The sequence below is a fragment of the Streptomyces sp. NPDC046712 genome (genome assembly GCF_040645695.1).
Lineage (GTDB): Bacteria > Actinomycetota > Actinomycetes > Streptomycetales > Streptomycetaceae > Streptomyces.
In genome coordinates this window covers 143,923-165,790 of record NZ_JBEYYW010000019.1, presented here as the reverse complement: position 1 = coordinate 165,790, position 21,868 = coordinate 143,923, and the positions used below count along the sequence as shown (strand labels likewise).

Below are 21,868 nucleotides of genomic sequence, written 5' to 3'. Positions count from 1 at the left end.
GCCTGCGGGCGTCCCCCCACCCCTTCCCGTCCTCACACGCTGGACGGGCCGGGTTTCTCCAGCTCGTACGCGTACGGAGGTTCCGCGCCCCGGCGGGTGCAGGTGACGGACGCCGCCCTCGCCGCGTACGACAGGAGGGCGGACCAGGCCGCGGCGTCCAGGGAGGCCAGTGGGCGGTCGCCCAGGCCGTGCAGGAGCGCCGCGTTCACGGTGTCGCCCGCGCCGATCGTGTCCGCGACCTCCACGCGGACCGCCGGGACCGTCACCTCGAACGACGAGGTGAAGACCGTCAGCCCCGCCCCGCCACGGGTCAGGACCACCGCCGACGGCCCCCGCTCCAGCCACTCGGCCGGGGAACCGCCCAGCCAGGCGGCGTCCTCCTGCGAGAGCTTCAGGAGCGAGACGTACGGCAGCCAGCCCGCGAAGCGCTCGCGATAGGCGGCGGCGTCCGGGATCAGGCCCGGGCGGATGTTGGGATCCAGCAGCGTGAGGGCGCCACGCTCCGCTTCGCGCCGCAACAGCTCCTCGTACGCGCTCGCGCCCGGCTCCAGGGCCATCGAGCAGGTGCCGAACGCCAGCGCCCGTACCCCCTCGGGCAGTCGCTCCGGCACGGCGAAGAGCCGGTCGGCCGTGCCCTCGACGTAGAAGCCGTACTCCGCCGAGCCGTCCGCGCCCACCGAGGCGACCGCCAGCGTCGTCGGCTCCGGGCCGCGCTGGACGAGCCGGTCCGAGACCCCCGCCGCCCGCAGCCCGTCCACCAGCGCCTCGCCGAAGGCGTCCGTGGAGACCCGCGAGCAGAACGCCACCTCAGCGCCCAGCCGGCCGAGCGCCACGGCCGTGTTGTACGGCCCGCCGCCCCTCCGGGGCACCAGCGCGGGCAGGGGACCGGCGGCCCCGTCCGGGACCAGGTCGATCAGGGACTCACCGGCGACGACGATCACGCCCGTGAACGTAACCCATGCCCCACCGGCCACGACAGCCCCCGCGACAGCGGGCAGAGGCCCGCCGGTATCGTCGGTTCGGTCACCTCTTGCCCCGATCCCACCGTGGAGCGCTCATGTCCGGCCAGTCCACCCGCCGCACCGTACTGAAGGGCGCCGCGCTCGCCGGGGCCGCCGGGCTGGGTGTCGCCGCCTGCTCCACGGAGTCCAAGCTCGGGCACGCCGAGGTCCCGACCCCGACCGCACCCGTCACCCTCGGCGCGCCCGAGGACGTGCCGGTCGGCGGCGCCAAGCTCTACCGCGAGCAGCGGGTCCTGGTGAGCTGCCCGGCCAAGGGCCAGTACAAGGCGTTCAGCGCTCAGTGCACCCACGCCGGCTGCGTCCTCGACAAGATCGAGAACAACGAGGGCAACTGCCCCTGCCACGGCAGCCGCTTCGACGTGACCACCGGCAAGGCCCTCCAGGGCCCGGCGACGGTCCCGCTCCCCGAGGTCCCGGTCCGGGTCGAGGGCGGAAAGCTGATCGCGGGCCCGGAGGCGTAGGACGCCGCAAGGCCCGGAGGCGTAGGGCCCGGAAGCGCTCGGCCCGGAAGCGCAAGGCCCAGGGGCCCGAGGCCCGAGACCCCAAGGCCCGAGTCCCCGAGACGTGCCCGCCGCCTACGCCCAGTCCCAGTCGATCCCCAGGATCCCCGGCCGTACCCCCTGCTCCACCAGATGCACCGTGCGGTGCTGCCCGCTCAGCGTCAGATCCGAGCGGCCGCCGCGCGGCGCACCGGCCGAGACCTGCGCGAAGCGCCGGCACCGCACCGGCAGCGCCGCCTCGTCGAACCGCACCTGGAGCACGTACTGCCCGCCGGCGAAGCTGAAGCCCCGGACGTACTCCCCGCTCGGACCGCCCGTCCCGTCCTCGAAGCCGTACCCGAAGAGGTACGTCTCCCCGGCCCGCAGCCGGGCGTCGAAGAGCAGCTCCGCGACCAGCACCCCCGTCTCCCGGTGCCAGCGCACCCGCCCCGTGCGGCAGTTCTCGGCCGCACGCACCACCACCCGGGACGGATCGCAGCCCGGATCGCCGTGGTGGATCGCGAGATAGCGGTCGACCCCGTCCCGGTGCGCCCGCACCACGTGCTGGGAGTCGCGCCCCACCAGCTCCCGCCGCGCCCCGATCCGCACCCGCTCGTGGTGACCGACCGTGTGCAGCCCGCCGTCCACCGGCGACTCCAGCTCGGCGAGCAGCTCCTCCACGGCTCCCGACGCCTCCACCAGCGAGCGGTACGAGCGGGCCGCCGGCCGCTCCACGTCGGCACGCGTCCCGTCCCCGGCCAGCAGCCGGATCAGGGAGTCGCCCGGCAGCTGAAGGACCTCCTCCAGGGCGCGCACGGCCTTCAGCGACTCCGGCCGCTGCGGGCGACGGGCGCCCTGCTGCCAGTAACTGAGGCTGGTCACCCCGACCTTGATGCCCCGGTGGGCGAGATGATGCTGCACCCGCTGGAGCGGCAGACCGCGCACAGCGAACGCCGAACGCAGCGCCAGATGGAACGGTCCGGTGTGCAGCAACTGCGCCAGATCGGCCTCGGTGTGCCCCACGGGGACTCCTCAGTGAACGTTCACGACTCAACAGGCGGGGCACCGCACGGCCCGCGGCGGTCCCGCAGGTGACGGGAGGGCACGTGTTCACACCCGGGTCACACCGTTCACAGCCCGCCGTCACCCCGCATTGAAGCGTGTTGACCCGTTCCGGACAACGCTCGATGCTCCTGAGCAGCGTCCGGACGCGCTCCTCCGACTCCCCACATCCCCACCCCCCACCTCGGGAGGAACGCGATGCGCAGTAGAAAGCTGTCCCTGGCGGCACTCGCCGCTGCCGCCCTCTTCCTGCTCCCCACGACGTCGGCGACCGCCGCGCCGACGAGCGAGGACGTCTCCACCCAAGCGACCCTCGCGTACAAGCGACTGAACATCACCATGCAGGCGCAGCAGAAGACCAACTGGTGCTGGGCCGCCGCGGGCAACACCATCGCGACCTGGTTCGGCAGGAACTACAGCCAGAACCAGTTCTGCAACGCCGCCTTCAACCGCCAGCAGGGGTACGACTGCCCCAACAACCAGGCCACGCTCGGCAATGTGCAGACCGGTCTGCGCTGGGCGGGCATCAACCCCGGCTCGTACGTGAACGGCTGGCTGCGCTACTCGACCGTGCAGACCGAGATCGACGCCGACCGCCCGATCGAGACGCGGATCCAGTGGGCGAGCGGCGGCGGGCACATGCATGTGATCTACGGGTACGACGACGCGAACAGCTGGGTCTACTGGGGCGATCCATGGCCTTCCAGCGACCGCTACAACTGGGCCTCGCACGCCTGGTACGTGAACAACAACTCCTTCTCCTGGACGCACTCGCTCTACCGGATAGGGGCGTGACGACGATGAACGCACGCACACGCGCCATCGGCGCCGGGCTCCTGTCCGCCGCCGCACTCGTCGCCCTCGGCGCGGTGCCGGCCGCCGCGGCCGACGCGCCACCGCCCGCGGCGACCCCCGAGCAGGCCGCGTCCGCGCCCGCGACCCTGGACACGCTCTCCCGGTTCTTCGCCCGCGACGGCGCCGTCGCCCGCTCGGCGGCCGCGCCCCGGATCGAGGGCGCTTCCGTCCCCGTACGGATCCTGTCCCCGGACTTCGTCGGGGGCAGGGCGGGAGCCCAGGTCGCCCGGGTCGAGTTCCACGCGAGCAAGGCCGTCGCCTCGGACGGGCAGACGGCCTCGCTGTGGACGGTGCGGCAGGCCGACGGCGGCTGGCAGGTGGTGAACATCGCCACCGGCGACGACGAGATCCGCTACACGGCGCAGGGCGCGCGGGCGCTGCCGGGCGGGGTCGTCTTCCGCGAGCCGCAGATCGACGCCTGGTACGTCCAGAAGGGCGCGAAGGTGCTCCCGCTGGACGAGGACGCCGTGCGGGCGGTGGGTCGGAACGGGACGACCCTGGCCGCTTATCGGGACCGGGTCGTGAGGGCGTACGGGGACAAGCTGCCGGCTTCCGCGTACGCCCGGAAGGGCGCGGCCGGTGGTTACGACACCGCGCGTCCCGCTCACGAGGAGCCTGAGGAGCCTCTGGTCACGGCCGCCGCCGCGACGGCGGGCGCGGGCACGGTCCTGGCGCTGGGCCTGATCGGCGCAGGGGCCCGGCGCCGCCGACACACGGCCTGAGGCCTCGGCGCGCCGCGCGGCGGTTGTGCCCACCGGTCCCCCAGGACTTCGTCCTGGGGGACCCCGGCGCGGGTGGGCGCAGGCCCGCCCGCCCCGGTCCTACCGCGCCAGATACCCGCCATCCACCGGCAGCACCACACCCGTGATGAACGACGCCTCCGGTGAGGCCAGGAAGAGGATCGCCGCGGCCACCTCGTCCGGTTCGCCGAAGCGGCCCATGGGGTGCGCCTTCACGATCTCCGACAGGTATTCCCGGCCGCCCGGCTCCTCGCGGGCGGCGGCGACGCGTTCCGTCTCGATCGTGCCGGGGGCCACCGCGTTCACCCGGATTCCGCGGTCCGCCCACTCGACCGCCAGGTGCTTCGTCAGACCGGAGGCCACGAACTTGGCCGGGCCGTAGACCGCCTGGCGGGCCTGGCCCGCCACCCCCGAGATCGACGAGGTGCAGACGACCGCCCCGCCGCCGTCCTGCCCGGCCATCGTCTCGATCGCGTACTTGCAGGTCAGGAACATGCCCCTGCCGTCCACGGCCATGACCCGGTCCCAGTCCTCCCCGGTCGCCTCCGTGACGTCGGAGAGCGGGATCACCCCCGCGTTCGCCACCAGGACGTCGAGCCGGCCGAACCGCTCCACCGCCGCCGCGATCATCCGCCGGGCGTCCTCGTCCCGGGAGACGTCGCCGACCACCGTCACCATGCCCTCGCCGAGCGTCGCGAGCCGCTCCTCGTCCACGTCGGCGGCCACCACCCGCGCCCCTTCCCGCGCGAAGAGGAGCGCCGTCGCCCGCCCGATCCCGCTCGCCGCCCCCGTGATCACGCACACCCGGCCCGCCAGCCGTCCTGTCGCCTCGTTCGCCATGCCCGGCCAACGAGCGCGCACGGTCTGAGTGTCGGTCGCCGCCAGTAGGGTGGGGAGCATGGCCGACCCCTCCAGCTACCGCCCCAAGCCGGGACAGATCCCCGACTCGCCGGGGGTGTACAAGTTCCGCGACGAGCACCGCCGGGTGATCTACGTCGGGAAGGCGAAGTCCCTGCGCCAGCGGCTGGCCAACTACTTCCAGCCGCTGGTGAGCCTGCACCCGCGCACGGCCACGATGGTCACCACGGCCGCCTCCGTGGAGTGGACCGTCGTCTCGACCGAGGTCGAGGCGCTTCAGCTGGAGTACTCCTGGATCAAGGAGTTCGACCCCCGGTTCAACGTCAAGTACCGGGACGACAAGAGCTATCCCTACCTCGCGGTGACCCTCAACGAGGAGTTCCCGCGCGTCCAGGTCATGCGCGGCCACAAGAAGAAGGGCGTGCGCTACTTCGGGCCGTACGCCCACGCGTGGGCGATCCGCGAGACCGTCGACCTGATGCTCCGCGTCTTCCCGGTCCGTACGTGCTCCGCCGGTGTCTTCCGTAACGCCGCCTCGGCCGGTCGCCCCTGTCTCCTCGGCTACATCGGCAAGTGCTCCGCGCCCTGTGTGGCCCGGGTCACCCCCGAGGAGCACCGCGAACTGGCCGACGAGTTCTGCGACTTCATGGCCGGCCGCACCGGCACGTACATCCGCCGCCTGGAGAAGCAGATGATGGCGGCGGCCGAGGAGATGGAGTACGAGAAGGCGGCCCGGCTCCGTGACGACATAGAGGCGCTGCGGCGCGCGATGGAGAAGAACGCCGTCGTCCTCGCCGACGCCACCGACGCCGATCTGATCGCGCTCGCCGAGGACGAGCTCGAGGCCGCCGTCCAGATCTTCCACGTCCGCGGCGGACGCGTGCGCGGCCAGCGCGGCTGGGTCACCGACAAGGTCGAGGCGGTCTCCACGGCCGGCCTCGTCGAGCACGCCCTGCAGCAGCTGTACGGGGAGGAGAGCGGCGACGCCGTCCCCAAGGAGGTCCTCGTCCCGGCCGTGCCCGAGGACGCCGACGCCGTCACCCAGTGGCTGAGCGGCCGCCGGGGCTCCCAGGTCTCCCTCCGGGTCCCGCAGCGCGGCGACAAGAAGGACCTGATGGAGACGGTCGCGCGCAACGCTCAGCAGGCCCTCGTGCTGCACAAGACCAAGCGCGCCAGCGACCTGACGACCCGCTCCCGGGCCCTGGAGGAGATCGCCGAGGCCCTCGACCTGGACTCGGCGCCGCTGCGGATCGAGTGCTTCGACATCTCGCACCTCCAGGGCGACGACGTCGTGGCGTCCATGGTCGTCTTCGAGGACGGGCTGCCCCGCAAGAGCGAGTACCGCCGCTTCCAGATCAAGGGCTTCGAGGGACAGGACGACGTCCGCTCGATGCACGAGGTGATCAGCCGCCGCTTCAAGCGCTACCTCGCCGAGAAGGAGAAGACGGGGGAGTGGGACCAGGAGGGCGTGGCCGTGGACGCCGAGGGCGACGCGGTGGACGCGGTCGACAGGGTGGACGCCGTGCCGGGCGCTCCCGGCCTGGACGGTGCCGCCGTCGGGCCCCGCCGGGCCAACGGCTCCGACCCGGCCGGCTCCGGGGAGGTGCCCGTCGACGACGGTCGCCCCAAGCGCTTCGCCTACCCGCCCCAGCTCGTCGTCGTGGACGGCGGGCAGCCCCAGGTCGCGGCCGCCCGGCGGGCCCTGGACGAGCTGGGCATCGACGACATCGCCGTCTGCGGCCTCGCCAAGCGCCTGGAGGAGGTCTGGCTGCCCGGCGACGACGATCCCGTCGTGCTGCCCCGCTCCAGCGAGGGCCTCTACCTGCTGCAGCGGGTGCGTGACACGGCTCACGACTTCGCCATCCGCTACCAGCGCTCGAAGCGGAACAAGCGCATCAGGACCAGCCCGCTGGACGCCGTCCCCGGCCTCGGCACCACCCGCAAGCAGGCGTTGATCAAGCATTTCGGCTCGGTGAAACGGCTCCGACAGGCGACAATCGAGCAGATCTGCGAGGTCCCCGGCATGGGCCGCAAGACGGCCGAGGCCGTGGCGGTGGCCCTCGCGCAGGCGGCCCCGGCCGCACCCGCCGTGAATACGGCAACAGGAGAGATCATTGAAGACGACGGGGGCAGCACCGCATGACCGCGCACGACCAGCACGATGAGCAAGAAGAGCACCGAGAAGACGGAGCAGGACACGTGAGTACGGGCACGAAGGAGGCCGGCGAGACCGCCGACGCGGCGGCCATCCCCGAGCTGGTGATCATCTCCGGCATGTCCGGCGCCGGCCGGTCCACCGCGGCGAAGTGCCTGGAGGACCTCGGCTGGTTCGTCGTCGACAATCTGCCGCCCGCGCTGATCCCCACCATGGTGGAGCTCGGCGCCCGCTCCCAGGGCAATGTGGCCCGGATCGCCGTCGTCGTCGACGTCCGCGGCCGGCAGTTCTTCGACGCCCTGCGGGAGTCCCTCGCCGCCCTCGACGCCCAGCAGGTCACCCGGCGGATCGTTTTCCTGGAGTCCTCCGACGAGGCCCTGGTCAGGCGGTTCGAGTCGGTCCGCAGGCCGCACCCGCTGCAGGGTGACGGTCGTATCACCGACGGCATCGCCGCCGAGCGGGACCTGCTGCGCGAGCTGCGCGGCGACGCGGACCTGGTGATCGACACCTCCAGCCTCAACGTCCACGAGCTGCGCGCCAAGATGGACGCCCAGTTCGCCGGCGAGGAGGAGCCGGAGCTGCGAGCCACCGTCATGTCGTTCGGATTCAAGTACGGGCTGCCCGTCGACGCCGACCTCGTCGTCGACATGCGCTTCCTGCCGAACCCGCACTGGGTCCCCGAGCTGCGGCCCTTCACCGGGCTCAACGAGGAGGTCTCGGCGTACGTCTTCAACCAGCCCGGGGCCAAGGAGTTCCTCGACCGCTACACCGAGCTGCTCCAGCTGATCGCCGCCGGCTACCGCCGCGAGGGCAAGCGGTACGTGACCATCGCCGTCGGGTGCACGGGCGGCAAGCACCGTTCGGTCGCCACGTCCGAGAAGCTCGCCGCACGCCTCGCCGCGGAAGGGGTCGAGACCGTCGTCGTCCACCGGGACATGGGGCGCGAGTGAAGCCGTACCGTCGGCGTACGTCCTCGCTCTCGGTACGTACGCTCCGCAGGCGCGGCGCCCAGCCCAAGGTCGTCGCGCTGGGCGGGGGCATGGGCCTGTCGGCCTCCCTCGCCGCCCTGCGCCGCATCACCGGTGACCTCACCGCGGTCGTCACCGTCGCCGACGACGGCGGCTCCAGCGGCCGGCTCCGGGAGGAGCTGGGCGTGCTGCCGCCCGGCGACCTGCGCAAGGCGCTCGCGGCGCTGTGCGGGGACGACGACTGGGGCCAGACCTGGTCCCGGGTGATCCAGCACCGCTTCCAGTCCAAGGGAGACCTGCACGAGCACGCGGTCGGCAATCTGCTGATCGTCGCCCTCTGGGAGCAGCTCGGCGACCACGTCCTCGCCCTGGACCTGGTCGGCAAGCTGCTCGGCGCGCACGGCCGGGTGCTGCCGATGTCCGCCGTGCCGCTGGAGCTCCAGGCCCTGGTCAAGGGGCACGATCCGGCGCGCCCGGACGAGGTGGACACGGTCCGTGGCCAGGCCACGGTGGCGCTCACGCCCGGTGAGGTGCAGTCGGTGCACCTCGTCCCGCACGACCCGCCCGCCGTGCCCGAGGCCGTCGCCGCGGTCCGCGACGCGGACTGGGTGGTGCTGGGCCCCGGCTCCTGGTTCTCCTCGGTGATCCCGCATCTGCTGGTCCCCGAGCTGCTCGACGCGCTCACCGAGACCAAGGCCCGCAAGGTCCTCTCCCTCAACCTCGCGCCGCAGCCGGGAGAAACCGAAGGGTTCTCTCCGCAGCGTCATTTGGAGGTTTTGGGACGACACGCCCCTAAACTCGCCCTGGACGTGGTGCTGGCCGACGAGGCCGCCGTGCCCGATCGCGAGTCCCTCGCCGATGCCGCCAAGCGGCTCGGTGCCGCGGTCGAGCTGGCGCCGGTGGCCCGTGCCGACGGTCTCCAGAAGCACGATCCGGAGCTGTTGGCCGCCGCGTACGACCGTATTTTTCGGATGCATGGAAGGATCGGCCCATGGCGATGACGGCAGCGGTGAAGGACGAGATCTCCCGGCTTCCCGTCACCCGGACCTGCTGCAGGAAGGCAGAGGTCTCGTCGATCCTGCGGTTCGCCGGCGGCCTGCACCTGGTGAGTGGGCGGATCGTGATCGAGGCGGAGCTGGACACCGCGATGGCGGCGCGTCGGCTCAAGCGGGACATTCTGGAGATCTTCGGGCACAGCTCGGAGCTGATCGTGATGGCTCCCGGCGGTCTGCGGCGCGGCTCCCGCTTCGTCGTACGGGTGGTGGCGGGCGGCGACCAGCTGGCCCGGCAGACCGGCCTGGTCGACGGCCGGGGCCGCCCGATCCGCGGACTGCCCCCGCAGGTCGTCTCGGGTGCCACCTGCGACGCCGAGGCGGCCTGGCGCGGCGCGTTCCTGGCGCACGGCTCGCTGACCGAGCCCGGGCGCTCCTCCTCCCTGGAGGTGACCTGCCCCGGTCCCGAGGCCGCCCTCGCCCTGGTGGGCGCGGCACGCCGGCTGAGCATCGCCGCGAAGGCCCGTGAGGTACGCGGCGTGGATCGCGTGGTCGTCCGGGACGGAGACGCCATCGGCGCCCTGCTGACCCGCCTGGGCGCGCACGAGTCGGTGCTGGCCTGGGAGGAGCGGCGGATGCGCCGCGAGGTCCGTGCGACCGCGAACCGGCTGGCGAACTTCGACGACGCCAACCTGCGCCGCTCGGCGCGCGCGGCGGTGGCCGCCGGCGCCCGGGTGCAGCGCGCCCTGGAGATCCTCGGCGAGGAGGTGCCCGAGCACCTCGCCGCCGCCGGCAGGCTGCGCATGGAGCACAAGCAGGCCTCCCTGGAGGAGCTGGGCGCGCTCGCCGAGCCGCCGCTGACCAAGGACGCGGTCGCGGGCCGGATCCGCCGTCTGCTGGCCATGGCCGACAAGCGGGCGCAGGACCTGGGTATCCCCGGGACCGAGTCCAACCTGACGGAGGAGCTGGACGACAGCCTCGTCGGCTGACCTGCTCCGCTCACTCAACTCCCCGCTGCCGGTGCCTTTCTGAGGCACCGGCAGCACTCGTTCGGCTCGCGAGGCACCCTTGACTTGATCATGAATGATCATGAGCCTGGCGTCTGTTCACTTTCGTGGCAGACAACAGCAAGGGGGGCTTATGAGACGCAGAGCGAGATCGATCCTCGCCGCGGCTTCACTGCTGATCGCGGGACTGGCGGCGGCACCCGTCGCCGGAGCGGAACCGAACGGCGGGGACGGCGGGGACGCCCTCTCCGTATGGCGCGCGAAGGTCAGCAAGGAACAGGTGCCGCTGCTTCTCGAAGCCGGCACCGACGGCCACGAACTGACCGAACAGGTACCCGAGAAGGGCTCCGCCACCCTCGAGCTCTACCTCACCGACAAGCAGGCAGGACAGCTGCGCCGCAAGGGCGTCGAACTCGCCGAGCACACCCTCTCCGTCCGGGCCGAGAAGCGGGTCGCCGGAGCCGGGGACGGCGTCTTCCGTCCGTACGGCGGCGCGAACGGGCTCAAGCAGGAGATCCTTGCCACCTCCCAGGCCCACCCGGACCTCACCAAGGTCGTCTCCATCGGCAGGACGGTGAAGGGCCAGGACATCCTCGCCCTCAAGGTCACCAAGGGCGCCAAGAAGGCCAAGGACGGCACCCGGCCCGCCACGCTGTACATGTCCAACCAACACGCCCGCGAGTGGATCACCCCCGAGATGACCCGGCGGCTGATGCACCACTACCTCGACGGCTACGGCAAGGACGAGCGGGTCACGAAGATCGTCGACTCCACCGAGCTGTGGTTCGTGCTCTCCGCCAACCCGGACGGCTACGACTTCACCCACGCCGACCCCGACAACCGCCAGTGGCGCAAGAACCTCCACGACAACAACGGCGACGGGCGGATCGAGCCCGGCGACGGCGTCGACCTCAACCGCAACTTCGCCTACAAGTGGGGCTACGACAACGAGGGTTCGTCGCCCGACCCGGCCGACGAGACCTACCGCGGCACGGGCCCCATGTCCGAGCCCGAGACCAAGGCCCTCGACGCCTTCCAGAAGCGCATCGGCTTCCAGTACGGCATCAACTACCACTCCGCCGCCCAGCTGATCCTCTACGGCGTCGGCTGGCAGGTCGCCACCGACACCCCCGACGACGTGGCCCTCAAGTCGCTCGCCGGCACCCCGCAGAAGCCGGCCGTGCCCGGCTACCGGCCGCAGGTCTCCTCCGAGCTCTACACCACCAACGGAGAGGCGGACGGACACGCCGCCAACGTCAACGGGATGCAGATGTTCACCCCGGAGATGTCGACCTGCGCCACCGCCTCCCGCGTCGACCCGAACGACGCCTGGGAGCCCGCCGACTGCGCCTCCGTCTTCACCTTCCCCGACGACGAGAAGCTGATCCAGGCGGAGTTCGCCAAGAACATCCCGTTCGCGCTCGCCGTCGCCGAGACCGCCGCCCACCCGGACCGGCCCGTCTCCGTCACCGGCCTCGACGCCCCCGACTTCACCCCGGCCGCCTTCACCACCTCCTACGCCCGCGGCGGCGACCAGGAGGTCTCCGTGACCGCCCGCAAGTCGCTGCGCGGCAAGGAGCTCAAGTACCGCGTCAACGGCGGCCGGACGCACACCCAGCGCCTGACGGCCTGGGAGGGCGGCGAGACCTACGGCGGAGAGGACAACCTCTACTTCGACCAGTACCGGGCCGAGGTCGAGGACGCCGAACCGGGCGACACCGTCGAGGTCTGGTTCACCGCCCGCACCCGCGAGGGCAGGGCGACCTCCTCCACCCCCTTCACGTACACCGTGGCCGACCGGCCCCGCGGAGACGTGCTCGTCCTCGCCGAGGAGGGCGGCACCACCGCCGCCCGGCACACCGCCGACTATGTGAAGGCACTCGCCGGCACCGGCCGCAAGGCCGCCGTCTGGGACGTCGCCACGCAGGGGACCCCCGACCCCCTCGGCGTGCTGAGCCACTTCCGTACGGTCGTCTGGTACACCGGCGCCGAGCAGCCCTCCGGGCCCGTCACGCTGGCCGTGCGGGACTACCTCAACGAGGGCGGCAAGCTGATCAACGCCGGAGAGAAGGCCGGCGGTCTCGTCGACATCGGCCGGGCGACGTCCAACGACTTCGCCCAGTACTTCCTCGGCGCCTACCACCGTGCCGGGCTGAAGAACCCGCCCGCCTTCGCCGGATCCGGCGGATTCACGGGCCTCACGCCCGGCCTCGGCGGCACGGCGGACAACCCGCTGGACAACGCCGGCGCGTACACCGTCACCTCGGACACCCTGAAACCGCGACAGTTCCCGCAGTTCGGCAGCAGCGCGTCCGCCGGCGACTACCCCGGCGTCCGCACCCCCTTCGAGCCCTACGAGGGCACGTACTTCGGGGCCGTCCGTCACGCCGACAACACCTGGGCCCGCCTCAGCCGCACGGTCGACCTCACCTCCGTCGACGCGGCCGCGAAGCCGAGCCTGCGGTTCCAGGTCAGCTACGACACCGAGCCTGGCTACGACAACCTCGTCGTCGAGGCCCACACCGTCGGCCAGGACGACTGGACCACGCTGCCCGACGCCAACGGCGGCACCTCCACCGCCGCCCCGGCCGACTGCGGCGAGGGCTACTACGTCCGCGGCCACCCCTTCCTCGCCCACTACCTGACCGTCGGCGACGACGGCTGCGCCACCACCGGCACCACCGGCTCCTGGAACGCCTTCACCGGCCCCTCCAACGGATGGCAGCAGGCGTCGATCGACCTGAGCGCCTACGCGGGCAAGCAGGTCGAGCTGTCGATCTCGTACATCACCGACCCCGGCACCGGCGAGATGGGTGCGTTCGTCGACGACACCGCGCTCGTCGTCGGCGGCACAGTGAGCCAGGGCGAGGGATTCGAGACCGCGCTCGGAGCGTGGTCCGTACCGGGGCCGCCGGCCGGCAGCCCGGGGAACGGCGCCGACTGGGACCGCTCCGCGGGGCTCTTCCACTCCCAGGCCGCGGTCACGACGCGTGACACCGTTCTCCTCGGCTTCGGCCTGGAACACGTCACGAGCGGGACGCAGCGCACGGCACTCATCCGCAAGGCGCTCGGCGTGCTGCACGGCTGAGCGGGCACCCGCACCTTTGATCACAGTCAGTGATCGGGACGAAATGGGCATCGTGGCTCGAACCTGCCGGTAATAACGGGCCACGGTGCTTTTACGAGGCATTCCGACCGCACGCGATGTCACTCTGAGCCGATGGGAGAGGTAGGGTCGTAAGCGGTCGGGGACATCCCTAAAAGAATCTCGCCGGCGTCGAAACCCGGCGTACCTAACGAGGAGATCGGTTCGTGACGATCCGCGTAGGCATCAACGGCTTTGGCCGCATCGGTCGCAACTACTTCCGCGCGCTCCTTGAGCAGGGTGCCGACATCGAGATCGTGGCTGTCAACGACCTGGGTGACACCGCGACCACTGCTCACCTGCTGAAGTACGACACGATCCTGGGACGCCTCAAGGCCGAGGTCACCCACACCGCCGACACCATCACCGTCGACGGCCACACCATCAAGGTGCTCTCGGAGCGCAACCCGGCCGACATCCCCTGGGGTGACCTGGGCGTCGACATCGTCATCGAGTCGACCGGCATCTTCACCAAGAAGGCCGACGCCGAGAAGCACATCGCCGGTGGCGCGAAGAAGGTCCTCATCTCGGCTCCGGCCAAGGACGAGGACATCACCATCGTCATGGGTGTCAACCAGGACAAGTACGAGCCGGCGAACCACCACGTCATCTCCAACGCCTCCTGCACCACCAACTGTGTGGCGCCGATGGCCAAGGTGCTCGACGAGAACTTCGGCATCGTCAAGGGCCTGATGACGACGGTCCACGCGTACACCAACGACCAGCGCATCCTGGACTTCCCACACTCCGACCTGCGTCGCGCCCGCGCCGCCGCGGAGAACATCATCCCGACCACGACCGGTGCCGCGAAGGCCACCGCCCTGGTCCTCCCGCAGCTCAAGGGCAAGCTGGACGGCATCGCCATGCGCGTCCCGGTCCCGACCGGCTCGGCCACCGACCTGGTCGTCACGCTGCAGCGCGAGGTCACCAAGGACGAGGTCAACGCCGCGTTCAAGAAGGCCGCCGACGACGGCGACCTGAAGGGCATCCTCTTCTACACCGAGGACCCGATCGTCTCCTCGGACATCGTCAGCGACCCGGCCTCCTGCACCTTCGACTCCTCCCTGACCATGGTCCAGGAGGGCAACTCGGTGAAGATCCTGGGCTGGTACGACAACGAGTGGGGCTACTCGAACCGCCTCGTCGACCTGACCGTCTTCGTCGGCAACCAGCTCTAAAGCCTCCGGACAGGCACCTCGATGTGAGCACAGGGCTCGGACAGCGCGATGATGCGCTGTACGAGCCCTGTCTCGTGTGCTTCACCGCGTACCAAGGAGTCAGTAGAAGATGAAGACCATCGACGAGCTTCTCGCCGAAGGCGTCGCCGGCAAGCGCGTATTCGTCCGCGCCGACCTGAACGTGCCGCTGGACGGCACCACCATCACCGACGACGGCCGCATCCGCGCCGTCGCACCCACGGTCAAGGCGCTCGCCGACGCCGGCGCCCGTGTCGTCGTCGCCTCGCACCTGGGCCGCCCGAAGGGCGCCCCGGACCCGGCTTTCTCCCTCGCGCCGGCCGCCGCCCGCCTCGGTGAACTGCTCGGTGCCGACGTGGCCTTCGCGACCGACACCGTCGGCGAGTCCGCCACGGCGACCGTCGCCGGCCTCACCGACGGCCGGGTGGCCGTCATCGAGAACCTCCGCTTCAACGCCGGCGAGACCTCCAAGGACGACGCCGAGCGCGGCGCGTTCGCGGACCAGCTCGCCGCCCTCGCCGACGTCTACGTCGGCGACGGCTTCGGCGCCGTGCACCGCAAGCACGCCTCGGTCTTCGACCTCCCGGCCCGCCTGCCGCACGCGGCCGGTTACCTCATCGCCACCGAGGTCGGCGTCCTGAAGAAGCTGACCGACGAGGTCAAGCGCCCGTACGTGGTGGTCCTGGGCGGCGCCAAGGTCTCCGACAAGCTCGCCGTCATCGACGCGCTGCTCGGCAAGGCCGACCGTCTCCTGATCGGCGGCGGCATGGCGTACACCTTCCTCTACGCCAAGGGCTACGAGGTCGGCATCTCCCTGCTCCAGAAGGACCAGGTTGAGATCGTCAAGGAGTACATGAAGCGCGCCGAGGAGAAGGGCGTCGAGCTCGTCCTCCCGGTCGACGTGCTCGTCTCCACGGACTTCCCGGACCTGAAGACCAAGGCCCCGGCCGACTTCGAGACCGTCGACGCCGACAAGATCCCGTCGACGAAGGAGGGCCTGGACATCGGCCCGAAGACGCGTGAGCTGTACGCGTCGAAGCTCGCCGACGCCGAGACCGTGTTCTGGAACGGCCCCCTGGGCGTCTTCGAGCACCCCGACTACGCCAACGGAACCAAGGCCATCGCGCAGGCCCTGCTCGACAGCCCCGGCTTCACCGTCGTCGGCGGCGGCGACAGCGCCGCCGCCGTCCGCATCCTGGGCTTCGACGAGAATGCCTTCGGCCACATCTCGACCGGCGGCGGCGCCTCCCTCGAATACCTCGAGGGCAAGACGCTCCCCGGCCTCGCCGCACTGGAGGACTGACCCCTTTATGAGCACCCGCACCCCGCTGATGGCGGGCAACTGGAAGATGAACCTCAACCACCTCGAGGCCATCGCCCACGTCCAGAAGCTCGCCTTCGCGCTGAACGACAAGGACTACGACGCCGTCGAGGTCGCCGTCCTGCCGCCCTTCACCGACCTGCGGTCCGTCCAGACCCTGATCGACGGCGACAAGCTCAAGATCAAGTACGGTGCCCAGGACCTCTCGGCGCAGGACTCCGGTGCCTACACCGGTGAGATCTCGGGCGCCATGCTGTCCAAGCTGAAGTGCACCTACGTCGCCGTGGGCCACTCCGAGCGCCGGCAGTACCACGCCGAGACGGACGAGATCTGCAACGCCAAGGTGAAGGCCGCGTACAAGCACGGCATCACCCCGATCCTGTGCGTCGGCGAGGGCCTGGACATCCGCAAGGCCGGGCAGCAGGTCGAGTACACCCTCAACCAGCTCGACGGCGGACTGAAGGACATCCCGGCCGAGCAGGCCGAGTCCATCGTGATCGCCTACGAGCCGGTGTGGGCCATCGGCACCGGCGAGGTCGCCACCCCCGAGGACGCGCAGGAGGTCTGCGGGGCGATCCGCGGCCGTCTCGCGGAGCTCTACTCGCAGGAGCTGGCCGACAAGGTCCGCATCCAGTACGGCGGCTCGGTCAAGGCCGGCAACGTGGCCGCGATCATGGCGCAGCCGGATGTCGACGGCGCCCTGGTCGGCGGCGCCGCGCTGGACGCCGACGAGTTCGTCAAGATCGTCCGCTTCCGCGACCAGTGATGTGATCAGTGAGTAGGCGGTAGCGACGATCCGTCGTACCCTTGCGGGGGTCGGGCAGGACCTGCCCGACCCCCGTCCGTATGAGATCCGAGGAAGTTGGTCCAGCCGTGGTTATGGGGTTCTCGATCGCCCTGATCGTCTTCAGCGGCCTGCTGATGCTGCTGGTGCTGATGCACAAGGGGAAGGGCGGCGGCCTCTCCGACATGTTCGGTGGCGGTATGCAGTCGTCCGTCGGTGGCTCCTCGGTCGCCGAGCGCAACCTGGACCGCATCACCATCGTGGTCGGTCTGCTGTGGTTCGCGTGCATTGTCGTACTTGCGCTTCTGATGAAGTTGGACGTGTAACTCCAATCACTGGACGCGCGTTGGGCCTTACGTAGACTGGGGCATCTTCGAGCACCATCACGCAGGGAGTTACGACCGTGGCAAGTGGCAACGCGATCCGGGGAAGCCGGGTCGGAGCGGGGCCGATGGGGGAGGCCGAGCGGGGCGAGTCGGCGCCGCGCCTCCGCATCTCCTTCTGGTGCTCGAACGGGCACGAGACGCAGCCGAGCTTCGCCAGTGACGCACAGGTTCCGGAGACGTGGGACTGCCCGCGCTGCGGCTTCCCGGCCGGTCAGGACCGGGACAACCCGCCGGACCCGCCGCGCACCGAGCCGTACAAGACGCACCTCGCGTATGTGCGTGAGCGGCGCAGCGACGCGGACGGCGAGGCGATCCTCGCCGAGGCGCTCGCCAAACTGCGCGGCGAGATCTGAGCGTGGTGTGACAGTGTGACGAACGGGCCCTGTTCGCGAAACGATTCGCGGACGGGGCCCGTTCGCGTATCAACTGACCCGGCGTTCAGCGGTGGTTGTCGGCGATGTGGGCCGTGAGGGCCATCGCCGCGGTGGCCCGTGCGTACGTCAGCTGCGCCACGCGCGCGTAGAGGCAGTCCAGGATCAGCAGCACCGAGTGCCGGGTCCCGAAACCGCCGCGCCGGAAGCTGGTCTCGGCCGAGGTCGCGGTCAGTTGGACGCCGGCGGCGCGGGCGACGGGCGAGCGGGGGTCGCCGGTCACCGCGACCGTACGCGCGCCCCGCTCGGCCGCCAGCCGCAGCGGGCCGAGCACCTCGCGGGTCGCCCCGGAGTGCGAGAGCGCCACCACAGCGTCCGCGGGCGTCAGGAGGGCCGCCGAGGTCTCCGCGGCGTGCACCTCGGTCCAGCCGCGGGCGTCGCAGCCGATGGAGAAGAGCCGTGCCTCGGTCTCCAGAGCCACCACACCGGACGCCCCGACGCCGTACACGTCGATGCGGCGGGCCTTGGCCAGGATCTGCGCGGCCCGCTCCAGCGACTCGAGGTCCAGATGCTCGGCGGTCCGGCGCAGTGCCTGCAGATCGGCGCGGGCGACGGTGGCGACGACCTGGTCGAGCGGGTCGTCGGGACCGATGTCCGGGCCGAGGGGCCGCCCTTCGCCGCTCCGTTCGTTCTCGCCGCGCTCCTGGGCGAGGGCCAGCAGCAGCTGCTGGTACGAGTCGAGGCCGAGGGCCCGGCAGAAGCGGGTCACGGTGGCCTGGGACGTACCGGTGCGCCGGCCCAGCTCGGCCGCCGAGACGCCGGGCACCCGGCCCGGGTCGTCGAGCACCCAGCCGCCCACCTTGCGCAGCGAATCCGACATGCGGGGCAGCTCGGATCGGATCAGAGCGGTGATCATGGCGGCCTCACTCCTGCCCGGTGCCCGCGGCGGTCGGGGGTCTTGTCGAGGCGTGAATCTATCAACCACCATGCGAGCTGATGAACGAATCCGGGATTCACGCAGGCGCATCGGTCGTCGTCGGCATCGACGCCGGCGGTACGCGGATCAGGGCCCGGCTCGCCGACGCGGCGACCGGTGCCGTGCTCGCGGAGGGTACGGGCGGTCCCGGCAACGCGCTGAGCGTCGGTCACGCCGAACTCGTACGGAATCTGGCCCAGGCCTTGCGGGGCGCGGTGCCGCACGGCCGGGGCGGTGGGGTCGTCGCCGTGGTGGCCGGCTTCGCGGGCGGCGGGCCCGGCGGCGGCGTCGAGAAGGCCGGCTCGGCGCTCGCCGAGGCCCTGGGCCGGGTGGGAGCCGCCCCGGGCCGGGCCGAGGTCCTGGGAGACGCGGACATCGCCTTCGCCTCGGGGCCCGGCACTCCGGCGGACGGGCTCGTACTGATCGCGGGCACGGGCGCCGCCGGCGCGCGCGTGGAGCGGCGCAGGGCGGTCCGGACCGTGGACGGCGACGGCTGGCTCCTCGGCGACGCGGGCAGCGGCTTCTGGCTGGGGCGGGAGGCGCTGCGGGCCGTACTGCGCTCGCTGGACGGCCGCGGCCCGGCCACGGCCCTTGCCGGGCCGGTGGGGGAGGTGTGCGGCGGCCTGACCAAGGAGGCCGTCGTCGGGTACGGATTCGGCGGCCACCCCGTCCGGCTCGCGGCGCTGAGCCCGCTCGTCGTCGACGCCGAGCGGGCCGGGGACGAGGTGGCCCGGGAGCTGCTCGACCGGGCGGCGACGGAACTGGCCTCCACCGTACGGGCGTTGACGCCCCGGCCCGGCGAGCCCCTGGTCGTCACTGGCGGCCTGATCGGCCCGGGCGGTCCGCTGCTGCCCCGACTCGCGGAGCGGGTGCGGGACTTGGGTCTGGTCCCGGCGCCGGTGCCGGACGGAGTGGCGGGCGCGGTGGCGCTGGCGCGGCTGCTGCGCCGACCGCGGGCCTCTTGACGTGCGTCCGCCGCCGCTGGTTCATTGATTCGTATCGTTCGCCAATAATGGGTTCACTGAACCGGTGGAGGCTCTGTCATGCCCCAACCCGCCCTCGGCGCCGCCTTGTTCGCCGACCACGCCCGCCGAGCCGTCGAGCGGACCGTCGCGGCCAACAAGGACACGGTCACCGTCGCCGCCCGGCTCTTCGCCGACTGCGTCGCCGCCGACGGGGTGATCCACGCCTTCGGCACCGGACACTCGCAGGCCGCCGCCCTGGAGATCGCCGGCCGGGCCGGTGGACTCGTCCCCACCAGCCGGATCGCACTCGCCGACCTCGTGCTGCGCGGCGGCGAGGACCCCTCCGTACTCGCCGATCCGCTCCTGGAGCGCTCCCCGGGCCTCGCCGACCGGCTCTACGCCCTCGCCACACCCCGCCCGCAGGACCTCTTCGTCGTCATCTCCAACTCCGGCGTCAACAACTCGATCGTCGACCTCGCACTGAAGGTCACCGGCGCCGGTCACCGCCTCGTCGCCCTCACCTCCCTGGAACACACCCACGCCGTCCCCGCCCTGCACCCCAGCGGCAAGCGGCTCGCCGACCTCGCCGACGCCGTCCTCGACAACTGCGCCCCCACCGGCGACGCCCTGCTGCCCCTCCCGGACGGCGGCGCGCTCTGCGGCATCTCCACCCTCACCTCCTCCCTCCTCGTGCAGATGGTCGTGGCCGAGTCGGTCGCCCTGCTCCTCGCCGAAGGGCACGAGCCACCGGTCTACGTCTCCGCGAACCTGCCGGGCGGCCACGAACGCAACGCCGTCCTCGAGGCCCGATACGAGGGCAGGCTGCATCGCGGCGGCCATTGAGCCGTCGCGCCTTCTGCCCCTGCGATCAATTAGGTTGGAGTGGCAGCGGGGCAAGCAGGCAGGAAGAGAAGAAGTAGGCGATGTCCGAGATGAAGACCGAAGGCCGTACGAGGCTCAACCAGCTGCCCGAGTGGGCCGCCCTCGGCAAGCACCGCGAGCAGCTGGGCGCGACGCATCTGCGCGAGCTGTTCGCCGCCGACGCGGGGCGTGGCACCGCGTACGCGCTGCGCGTCGGCGACCTGTATCTGGACTACTCCAAGCATCTGGTGACCGACGAGACGCTGGCGCTGCTGCGCGAGCTGGCCGCCGCGACCGGCGTGGCCGAGCTCCGCGACGCCATGTTCCGCGGGGAGAAGATCAACACCACCGAGGACCGGGCGGTCCTGCACACCGCGCTGCGCGCCCCGCGCGAGGCCGTGATCGAGGTCGACGGCGAGAACGTCGTCCCGGGCGTCCACGCCGTCCTCGACAGGATGGCCGCCTTCGCGGACAAGGTCCGCGTCGGCGAGTGGACCGGCCACACCGGCAAGCCGATCAAGAACATCGTCAACATCGGCATCGGCGGCTCCGACCTCGGACCCGCCATGGCCTACGAGGTCCTGCGCTCCTACACCCAGCGGGACCTGACGTTCCGTTTCGTCTCCAACGTCGACGGCGCCGACCTCCACGAGGCGATCCGCGACCTCGACCCGGCGGAGACGCTGTTCATCGTCGCCTCGAAGACCTTCACCACCATCGAGACGATCACCAACGCCACCTCCGCGCGCAACTGGCTCCTCACCGGCCTGCGGGCCGGCCAGGAAGCCGTCGCCAAGCACTTCGTGGCCCTGTCGACCAACGCCGAGAAGGTCGAGGACTTCGGCATCGACACGGCCAACATGTTCGAGTTCTGGGACTGGGTCGGCGGACGCTACTCCTACGACTCCGCCATTGGCCTCTCCCTGATGATCGCCATCGGCCCGGACCGCTTCCGCGAGATGCTCGACGGCTTCCACCTCGTCGACGAGCACTTCCGCACCGCCCCGGCCGAGGAGAACGCGCCGCTGCTCCTCGGCCTCCTCGGTGTCTGGTACGGCGCGTTCTTCGACGCGCAGTCGCATGCCGTCCTGCCGTACTCGCACTACCTGTCGAAGTTCACCGCCTACCTCCAGCAGCTCGACATGGAGTCCAACGGCAAGTCCGTCGACCGGGACGGCAACCCCGTCGACTGGCAGACCGGGCCGGTCGTCTGGGGCACGCCCGGCACCAACGGGCAGCACGCCTACTACCAGTTGATCCACCAGGGCACCAAGGTCATCCCGGCCGACTTCATCGGCTTCGCCGAGCCCGTCGCCGACCTGCTCCCGGGCCTCGTCGCCCAGCACGACCTGCTCATGGCCAACTTCTTCGCCCAGACCCAGGCGCTGGCCTTCGGCAAGACGCCCGAGGAGGTACGGGCCGAGGGCGTGGCCGAGGAGCTCGTCCCGCACAAGACCTTCAAGGGCAACCACCCCACGACCACCATCCTGGCCAAGGAGCTCACGCCCTCCGTCCTCGGCCAGCTCATCGCGCTCTACGAGCACAAGGTGTTCGTCCAGGGCGCGATCTGGAACATCGACTCCTTCGACCAGTGGGGAGTCGAGCTCGGCAAGGTCCTCGCCAAGAAGATCGAGCCGGTGCTGACCCGGGGCGAGGGCGGTGACCAGCTCGACGGCTCGACCGCCGGGCTCGTCGCCACCTACCGCGCGCTGCGCGGACGGTAGA

The 21,868-nt window shown here is 71.3% G+C and carries 20 protein-coding genes; 16 read left to right on the top strand and 4 right to left on the bottom strand.

What is annotated here, in order from left to right:
• Window positions 1–32: 32 nt before the first annotated feature.
• Window positions 33–941, bottom strand: coding sequence for a carbohydrate kinase (locus tag ABZ939_RS24580; protein ID WP_361859032.1), 909 nt, complete (start codon window positions 939–941; stop codon window positions 33–35).
• 116 nt (window positions 942–1,057) lie between these two features.
• Here ABZ939_RS24580 and ABZ939_RS24575 point away from each other — a divergent pair, with 116 nt between their 5' ends.
• Window positions 1,058–1,483, top strand: a complete 426-nt coding sequence (locus ABZ939_RS24575) for a Rieske (2Fe-2S) protein (protein ID WP_361859029.1) — start codon at window positions 1,058–1,060, stop codon at window positions 1,481–1,483.
• A gap of 114 nt (window positions 1,484–1,597) precedes the next feature.
• Here the strand turns inward: ABZ939_RS24575 and ABZ939_RS24570 are convergent, their stop codons facing one another.
• Window positions 1,598–2,524: a hypothetical protein gene (locus ABZ939_RS24570; RefSeq protein WP_361859026.1), complete on the bottom strand. Its 927-nt coding sequence runs from the start codon at window positions 2,522–2,524 to the stop codon at window positions 1,598–1,600.
• A gap of 237 nt (window positions 2,525–2,761) precedes the next feature.
• Here ABZ939_RS24570 and ABZ939_RS24565 point away from each other — a divergent pair, with 237 nt between their 5' ends.
• On the top strand, window positions 2,762–3,358 hold the full coding sequence (locus tag ABZ939_RS24565; protein WP_361859023.1) for a papain-like cysteine protease family protein: 597 nt from the start codon (window positions 2,762–2,764) through the stop codon (window positions 3,356–3,358).
• 5 nt (window positions 3,359–3,363) lie between these two features.
• Window positions 3,364–4,140, top strand: coding sequence for a hypothetical protein (locus ABZ939_RS24560; RefSeq protein ID WP_361859020.1), 777 nt, complete (start codon window positions 3,364–3,366; stop codon window positions 4,138–4,140).
• 99 nt (window positions 4,141–4,239) lie between these two features.
• Here ABZ939_RS24560 and ABZ939_RS24555 read toward each other — a convergent pair whose 3' ends face one another.
• Window positions 4,240–5,058: an SDR family oxidoreductase gene (locus ABZ939_RS24555; RefSeq protein ID WP_361859018.1), complete on the bottom strand. Its 819-nt coding sequence runs from the start codon at window positions 5,056–5,058 to the stop codon at window positions 4,240–4,242.
• Here ABZ939_RS24555 and uvrC point away from each other — a divergent pair.
• From uvrC to ABZ939_RS24505, 10 genes are all read left to right on the top strand, one after another.
• Window positions 5,057–7,159, top strand: a complete 2,103-nt coding sequence (uvrC, locus tag ABZ939_RS24550) for an excinuclease ABC subunit UvrC (protein ID WP_361859015.1) — start codon at window positions 5,057–5,059, stop codon at window positions 7,157–7,159. The genes ABZ939_RS24555 and uvrC overlap by 2 nt on opposite strands.
• Window positions 7,156–8,121 carry an RNase adapter RapZ gene (gene rapZ / locus ABZ939_RS24545; protein ID WP_361859012.1) on the top strand — a complete coding sequence of 322 codons (966 nt, stop codon included), beginning with the start codon at window positions 7,156–7,158 and terminating at the stop codon, window positions 8,119–8,121. Before uvrC ends, rapZ begins: the two co-directional genes overlap by 4 nt.
• A complete protein-coding gene (yvcK, locus tag ABZ939_RS24540) occupies window positions 8,118–9,140 on the top strand; it encodes a uridine diphosphate-N-acetylglucosamine-binding protein YvcK (protein ID WP_361859009.1) in 1,023 nt (340 codons plus the stop codon). Before rapZ ends, yvcK begins: the two co-directional genes overlap by 4 nt.
• The gene (whiA, locus tag ABZ939_RS24535; RefSeq protein WP_260228643.1) at window positions 9,131–10,120 is read left to right on the top strand and encodes a DNA-binding protein WhiA; all 990 of its coding nucleotides are present in this window, start codon (window positions 9,131–9,133) and stop codon (window positions 10,118–10,120) included. Before yvcK ends, whiA begins: the two co-directional genes overlap by 10 nt.
• Window positions 10,121–10,271: 151 nt before the next feature.
• The gene (locus tag ABZ939_RS24530; RefSeq protein ID WP_361859006.1) at window positions 10,272–13,226 is read left to right on the top strand and encodes a M14 family zinc carboxypeptidase; all 2,955 of its coding nucleotides are present in this window, start codon (window positions 10,272–10,274) and stop codon (window positions 13,224–13,226) included.
• A gap of 224 nt (window positions 13,227–13,450) precedes the next feature.
• Complete coding sequence (gap, locus tag ABZ939_RS24525; RefSeq protein WP_361859003.1) at window positions 13,451–14,461, top strand: type I glyceraldehyde-3-phosphate dehydrogenase; 1,011 nt, start codon at window positions 13,451–13,453, stop codon at window positions 14,459–14,461.
• Between the two features lie 109 nt (window positions 14,462–14,570).
• Window positions 14,571–15,782 (top strand): phosphoglycerate kinase, encoded by a 1,212-nt coding sequence (locus tag ABZ939_RS24520; protein ID WP_361859000.1) that lies wholly within the window; start codon window positions 14,571–14,573, stop codon window positions 15,780–15,782.
• Window positions 15,783–15,789: 7 nt separating this feature from the next.
• The gene (gene tpiA / locus ABZ939_RS24515; protein ID WP_361858997.1) at window positions 15,790–16,566 is read left to right on the top strand and encodes a triose-phosphate isomerase; all 777 of its coding nucleotides are present in this window, start codon (window positions 15,790–15,792) and stop codon (window positions 16,564–16,566) included.
• Between the two features lie 113 nt (window positions 16,567–16,679).
• Entirely contained in the window at window positions 16,680–16,910 is a 231-nt protein-coding gene (secG, locus tag ABZ939_RS24510) for a preprotein translocase subunit SecG (RefSeq protein WP_329121929.1), read from the top strand.
• Window positions 16,911–16,987: 77 nt separating this feature from the next.
• Window positions 16,988–17,323, top strand: coding sequence for an RNA polymerase-binding protein RbpA (locus ABZ939_RS24505; RefSeq protein WP_003976875.1), 336 nt, complete (start codon window positions 16,988–16,990; stop codon window positions 17,321–17,323).
• A gap of 85 nt (window positions 17,324–17,408) precedes the next feature.
• On the opposite strand, the gene ABZ939_RS24500 is transcribed toward ABZ939_RS24505, so the two are convergent.
• Window positions 17,409–18,257, bottom strand: a complete 849-nt coding sequence (locus ABZ939_RS24500; RefSeq protein WP_361858994.1) for a MurR/RpiR family transcriptional regulator — start codon at window positions 18,255–18,257, stop codon at window positions 17,409–17,411.
• Between the two features lie 80 nt (window positions 18,258–18,337).
• Here ABZ939_RS24500 and ABZ939_RS24495 point away from each other — a divergent pair, with 80 nt between their 5' ends.
• From ABZ939_RS24495 to pgi, 3 genes are all read left to right on the top strand, one after another.
• The gene (locus tag ABZ939_RS24495; protein WP_361858991.1) at window positions 18,338–19,282 is read left to right on the top strand and encodes a BadF/BadG/BcrA/BcrD ATPase family protein; all 945 of its coding nucleotides are present in this window, start codon (window positions 18,338–18,340) and stop codon (window positions 19,280–19,282) included.
• Window positions 19,283–19,360: 78 nt separating this feature from the next.
• Window positions 19,361–20,125: an SIS domain-containing protein gene (locus ABZ939_RS24490; protein ID WP_361858988.1), complete on the top strand. Its 765-nt coding sequence runs from the start codon at window positions 19,361–19,363 to the stop codon at window positions 20,123–20,125.
• Between the two features lie 89 nt (window positions 20,126–20,214).
• Entirely contained in the window at window positions 20,215–21,867 is a 1,653-nt protein-coding gene (gene pgi / locus ABZ939_RS24485) for a glucose-6-phosphate isomerase (RefSeq protein ID WP_361859055.1), read from the top strand.
• Window position 21,868 lies beyond the last annotated feature (1 nt).

What these genes read in the sequence shown, in the direction of transcription:
- ABZ939_RS24495 (WP_361858991.1), top strand. Translation starts at nt 18,338, where the DNA reads ATGAACGAATCCGGGATTCACGCAGGCGCATCGGTCGTCGTCGGCATC.
- ABZ939_RS24530 (WP_361859006.1), top strand. Translation starts at nt 10,272, where the DNA reads ATGAGACGCAGAGCGAGATCGATCCTCGCCGCGGCTTCACTGCTGATC.
- ABZ939_RS24520 (WP_361859000.1), top strand. Translation starts at nt 14,571, where the DNA reads ATGAAGACCATCGACGAGCTTCTCGCCGAAGGCGTCGCCGGCAAGCGC.
- uvrC (WP_361859015.1), top strand. Translation starts at nt 5,057, where the DNA reads ATGGCCGACCCCTCCAGCTACCGCCCCAAGCCGGGACAGATCCCCGAC.
- ABZ939_RS24555 (WP_361859018.1), bottom strand. Translation starts at nt 5,058, where the DNA reads ATGCTCCCCACCCTACTGGCGGCGACCGACACTCAGACCGTGCGCGCT.
- pgi (WP_361859055.1), top strand. Translation starts at nt 20,215, where the DNA reads ATGAAGACCGAAGGCCGTACGAGGCTCAACCAGCTGCCCGAGTGGGCC.
- rapZ (WP_361859012.1), top strand. Translation starts at nt 7,156, where the DNA reads ATGACCGCGCACGACCAGCACGATGAGCAAGAAGAGCACCGAGAAGAC.
- ABZ939_RS24565 (WP_361859023.1), top strand. Translation starts at nt 2,762, where the DNA reads ATGCGCAGTAGAAAGCTGTCCCTGGCGGCACTCGCCGCTGCCGCCCTC.
- whiA (WP_260228643.1), top strand. Translation starts at nt 9,131, where the DNA reads ATGGCGATGACGGCAGCGGTGAAGGACGAGATCTCCCGGCTTCCCGTC.
- ABZ939_RS24575 (WP_361859029.1), top strand. Translation starts at nt 1,058, where the DNA reads ATGTCCGGCCAGTCCACCCGCCGCACCGTACTGAAGGGCGCCGCGCTC.
- tpiA (WP_361858997.1), top strand. Translation starts at nt 15,790, where the DNA reads ATGAGCACCCGCACCCCGCTGATGGCGGGCAACTGGAAGATGAACCTC.
- ABZ939_RS24500 (WP_361858994.1), bottom strand. Translation starts at nt 18,257, where the DNA reads ATGATCACCGCTCTGATCCGATCCGAGCTGCCCCGCATGTCGGATTCG.
- secG (WP_329121929.1), top strand. Translation starts at nt 16,680, where the DNA reads ATGGGGTTCTCGATCGCCCTGATCGTCTTCAGCGGCCTGCTGATGCTG.
- ABZ939_RS24490 (WP_361858988.1), top strand. Translation starts at nt 19,361, where the DNA reads ATGCCCCAACCCGCCCTCGGCGCCGCCTTGTTCGCCGACCACGCCCGC.
- ABZ939_RS24560 (WP_361859020.1), top strand. Translation starts at nt 3,364, where the DNA reads ATGAACGCACGCACACGCGCCATCGGCGCCGGGCTCCTGTCCGCCGCC.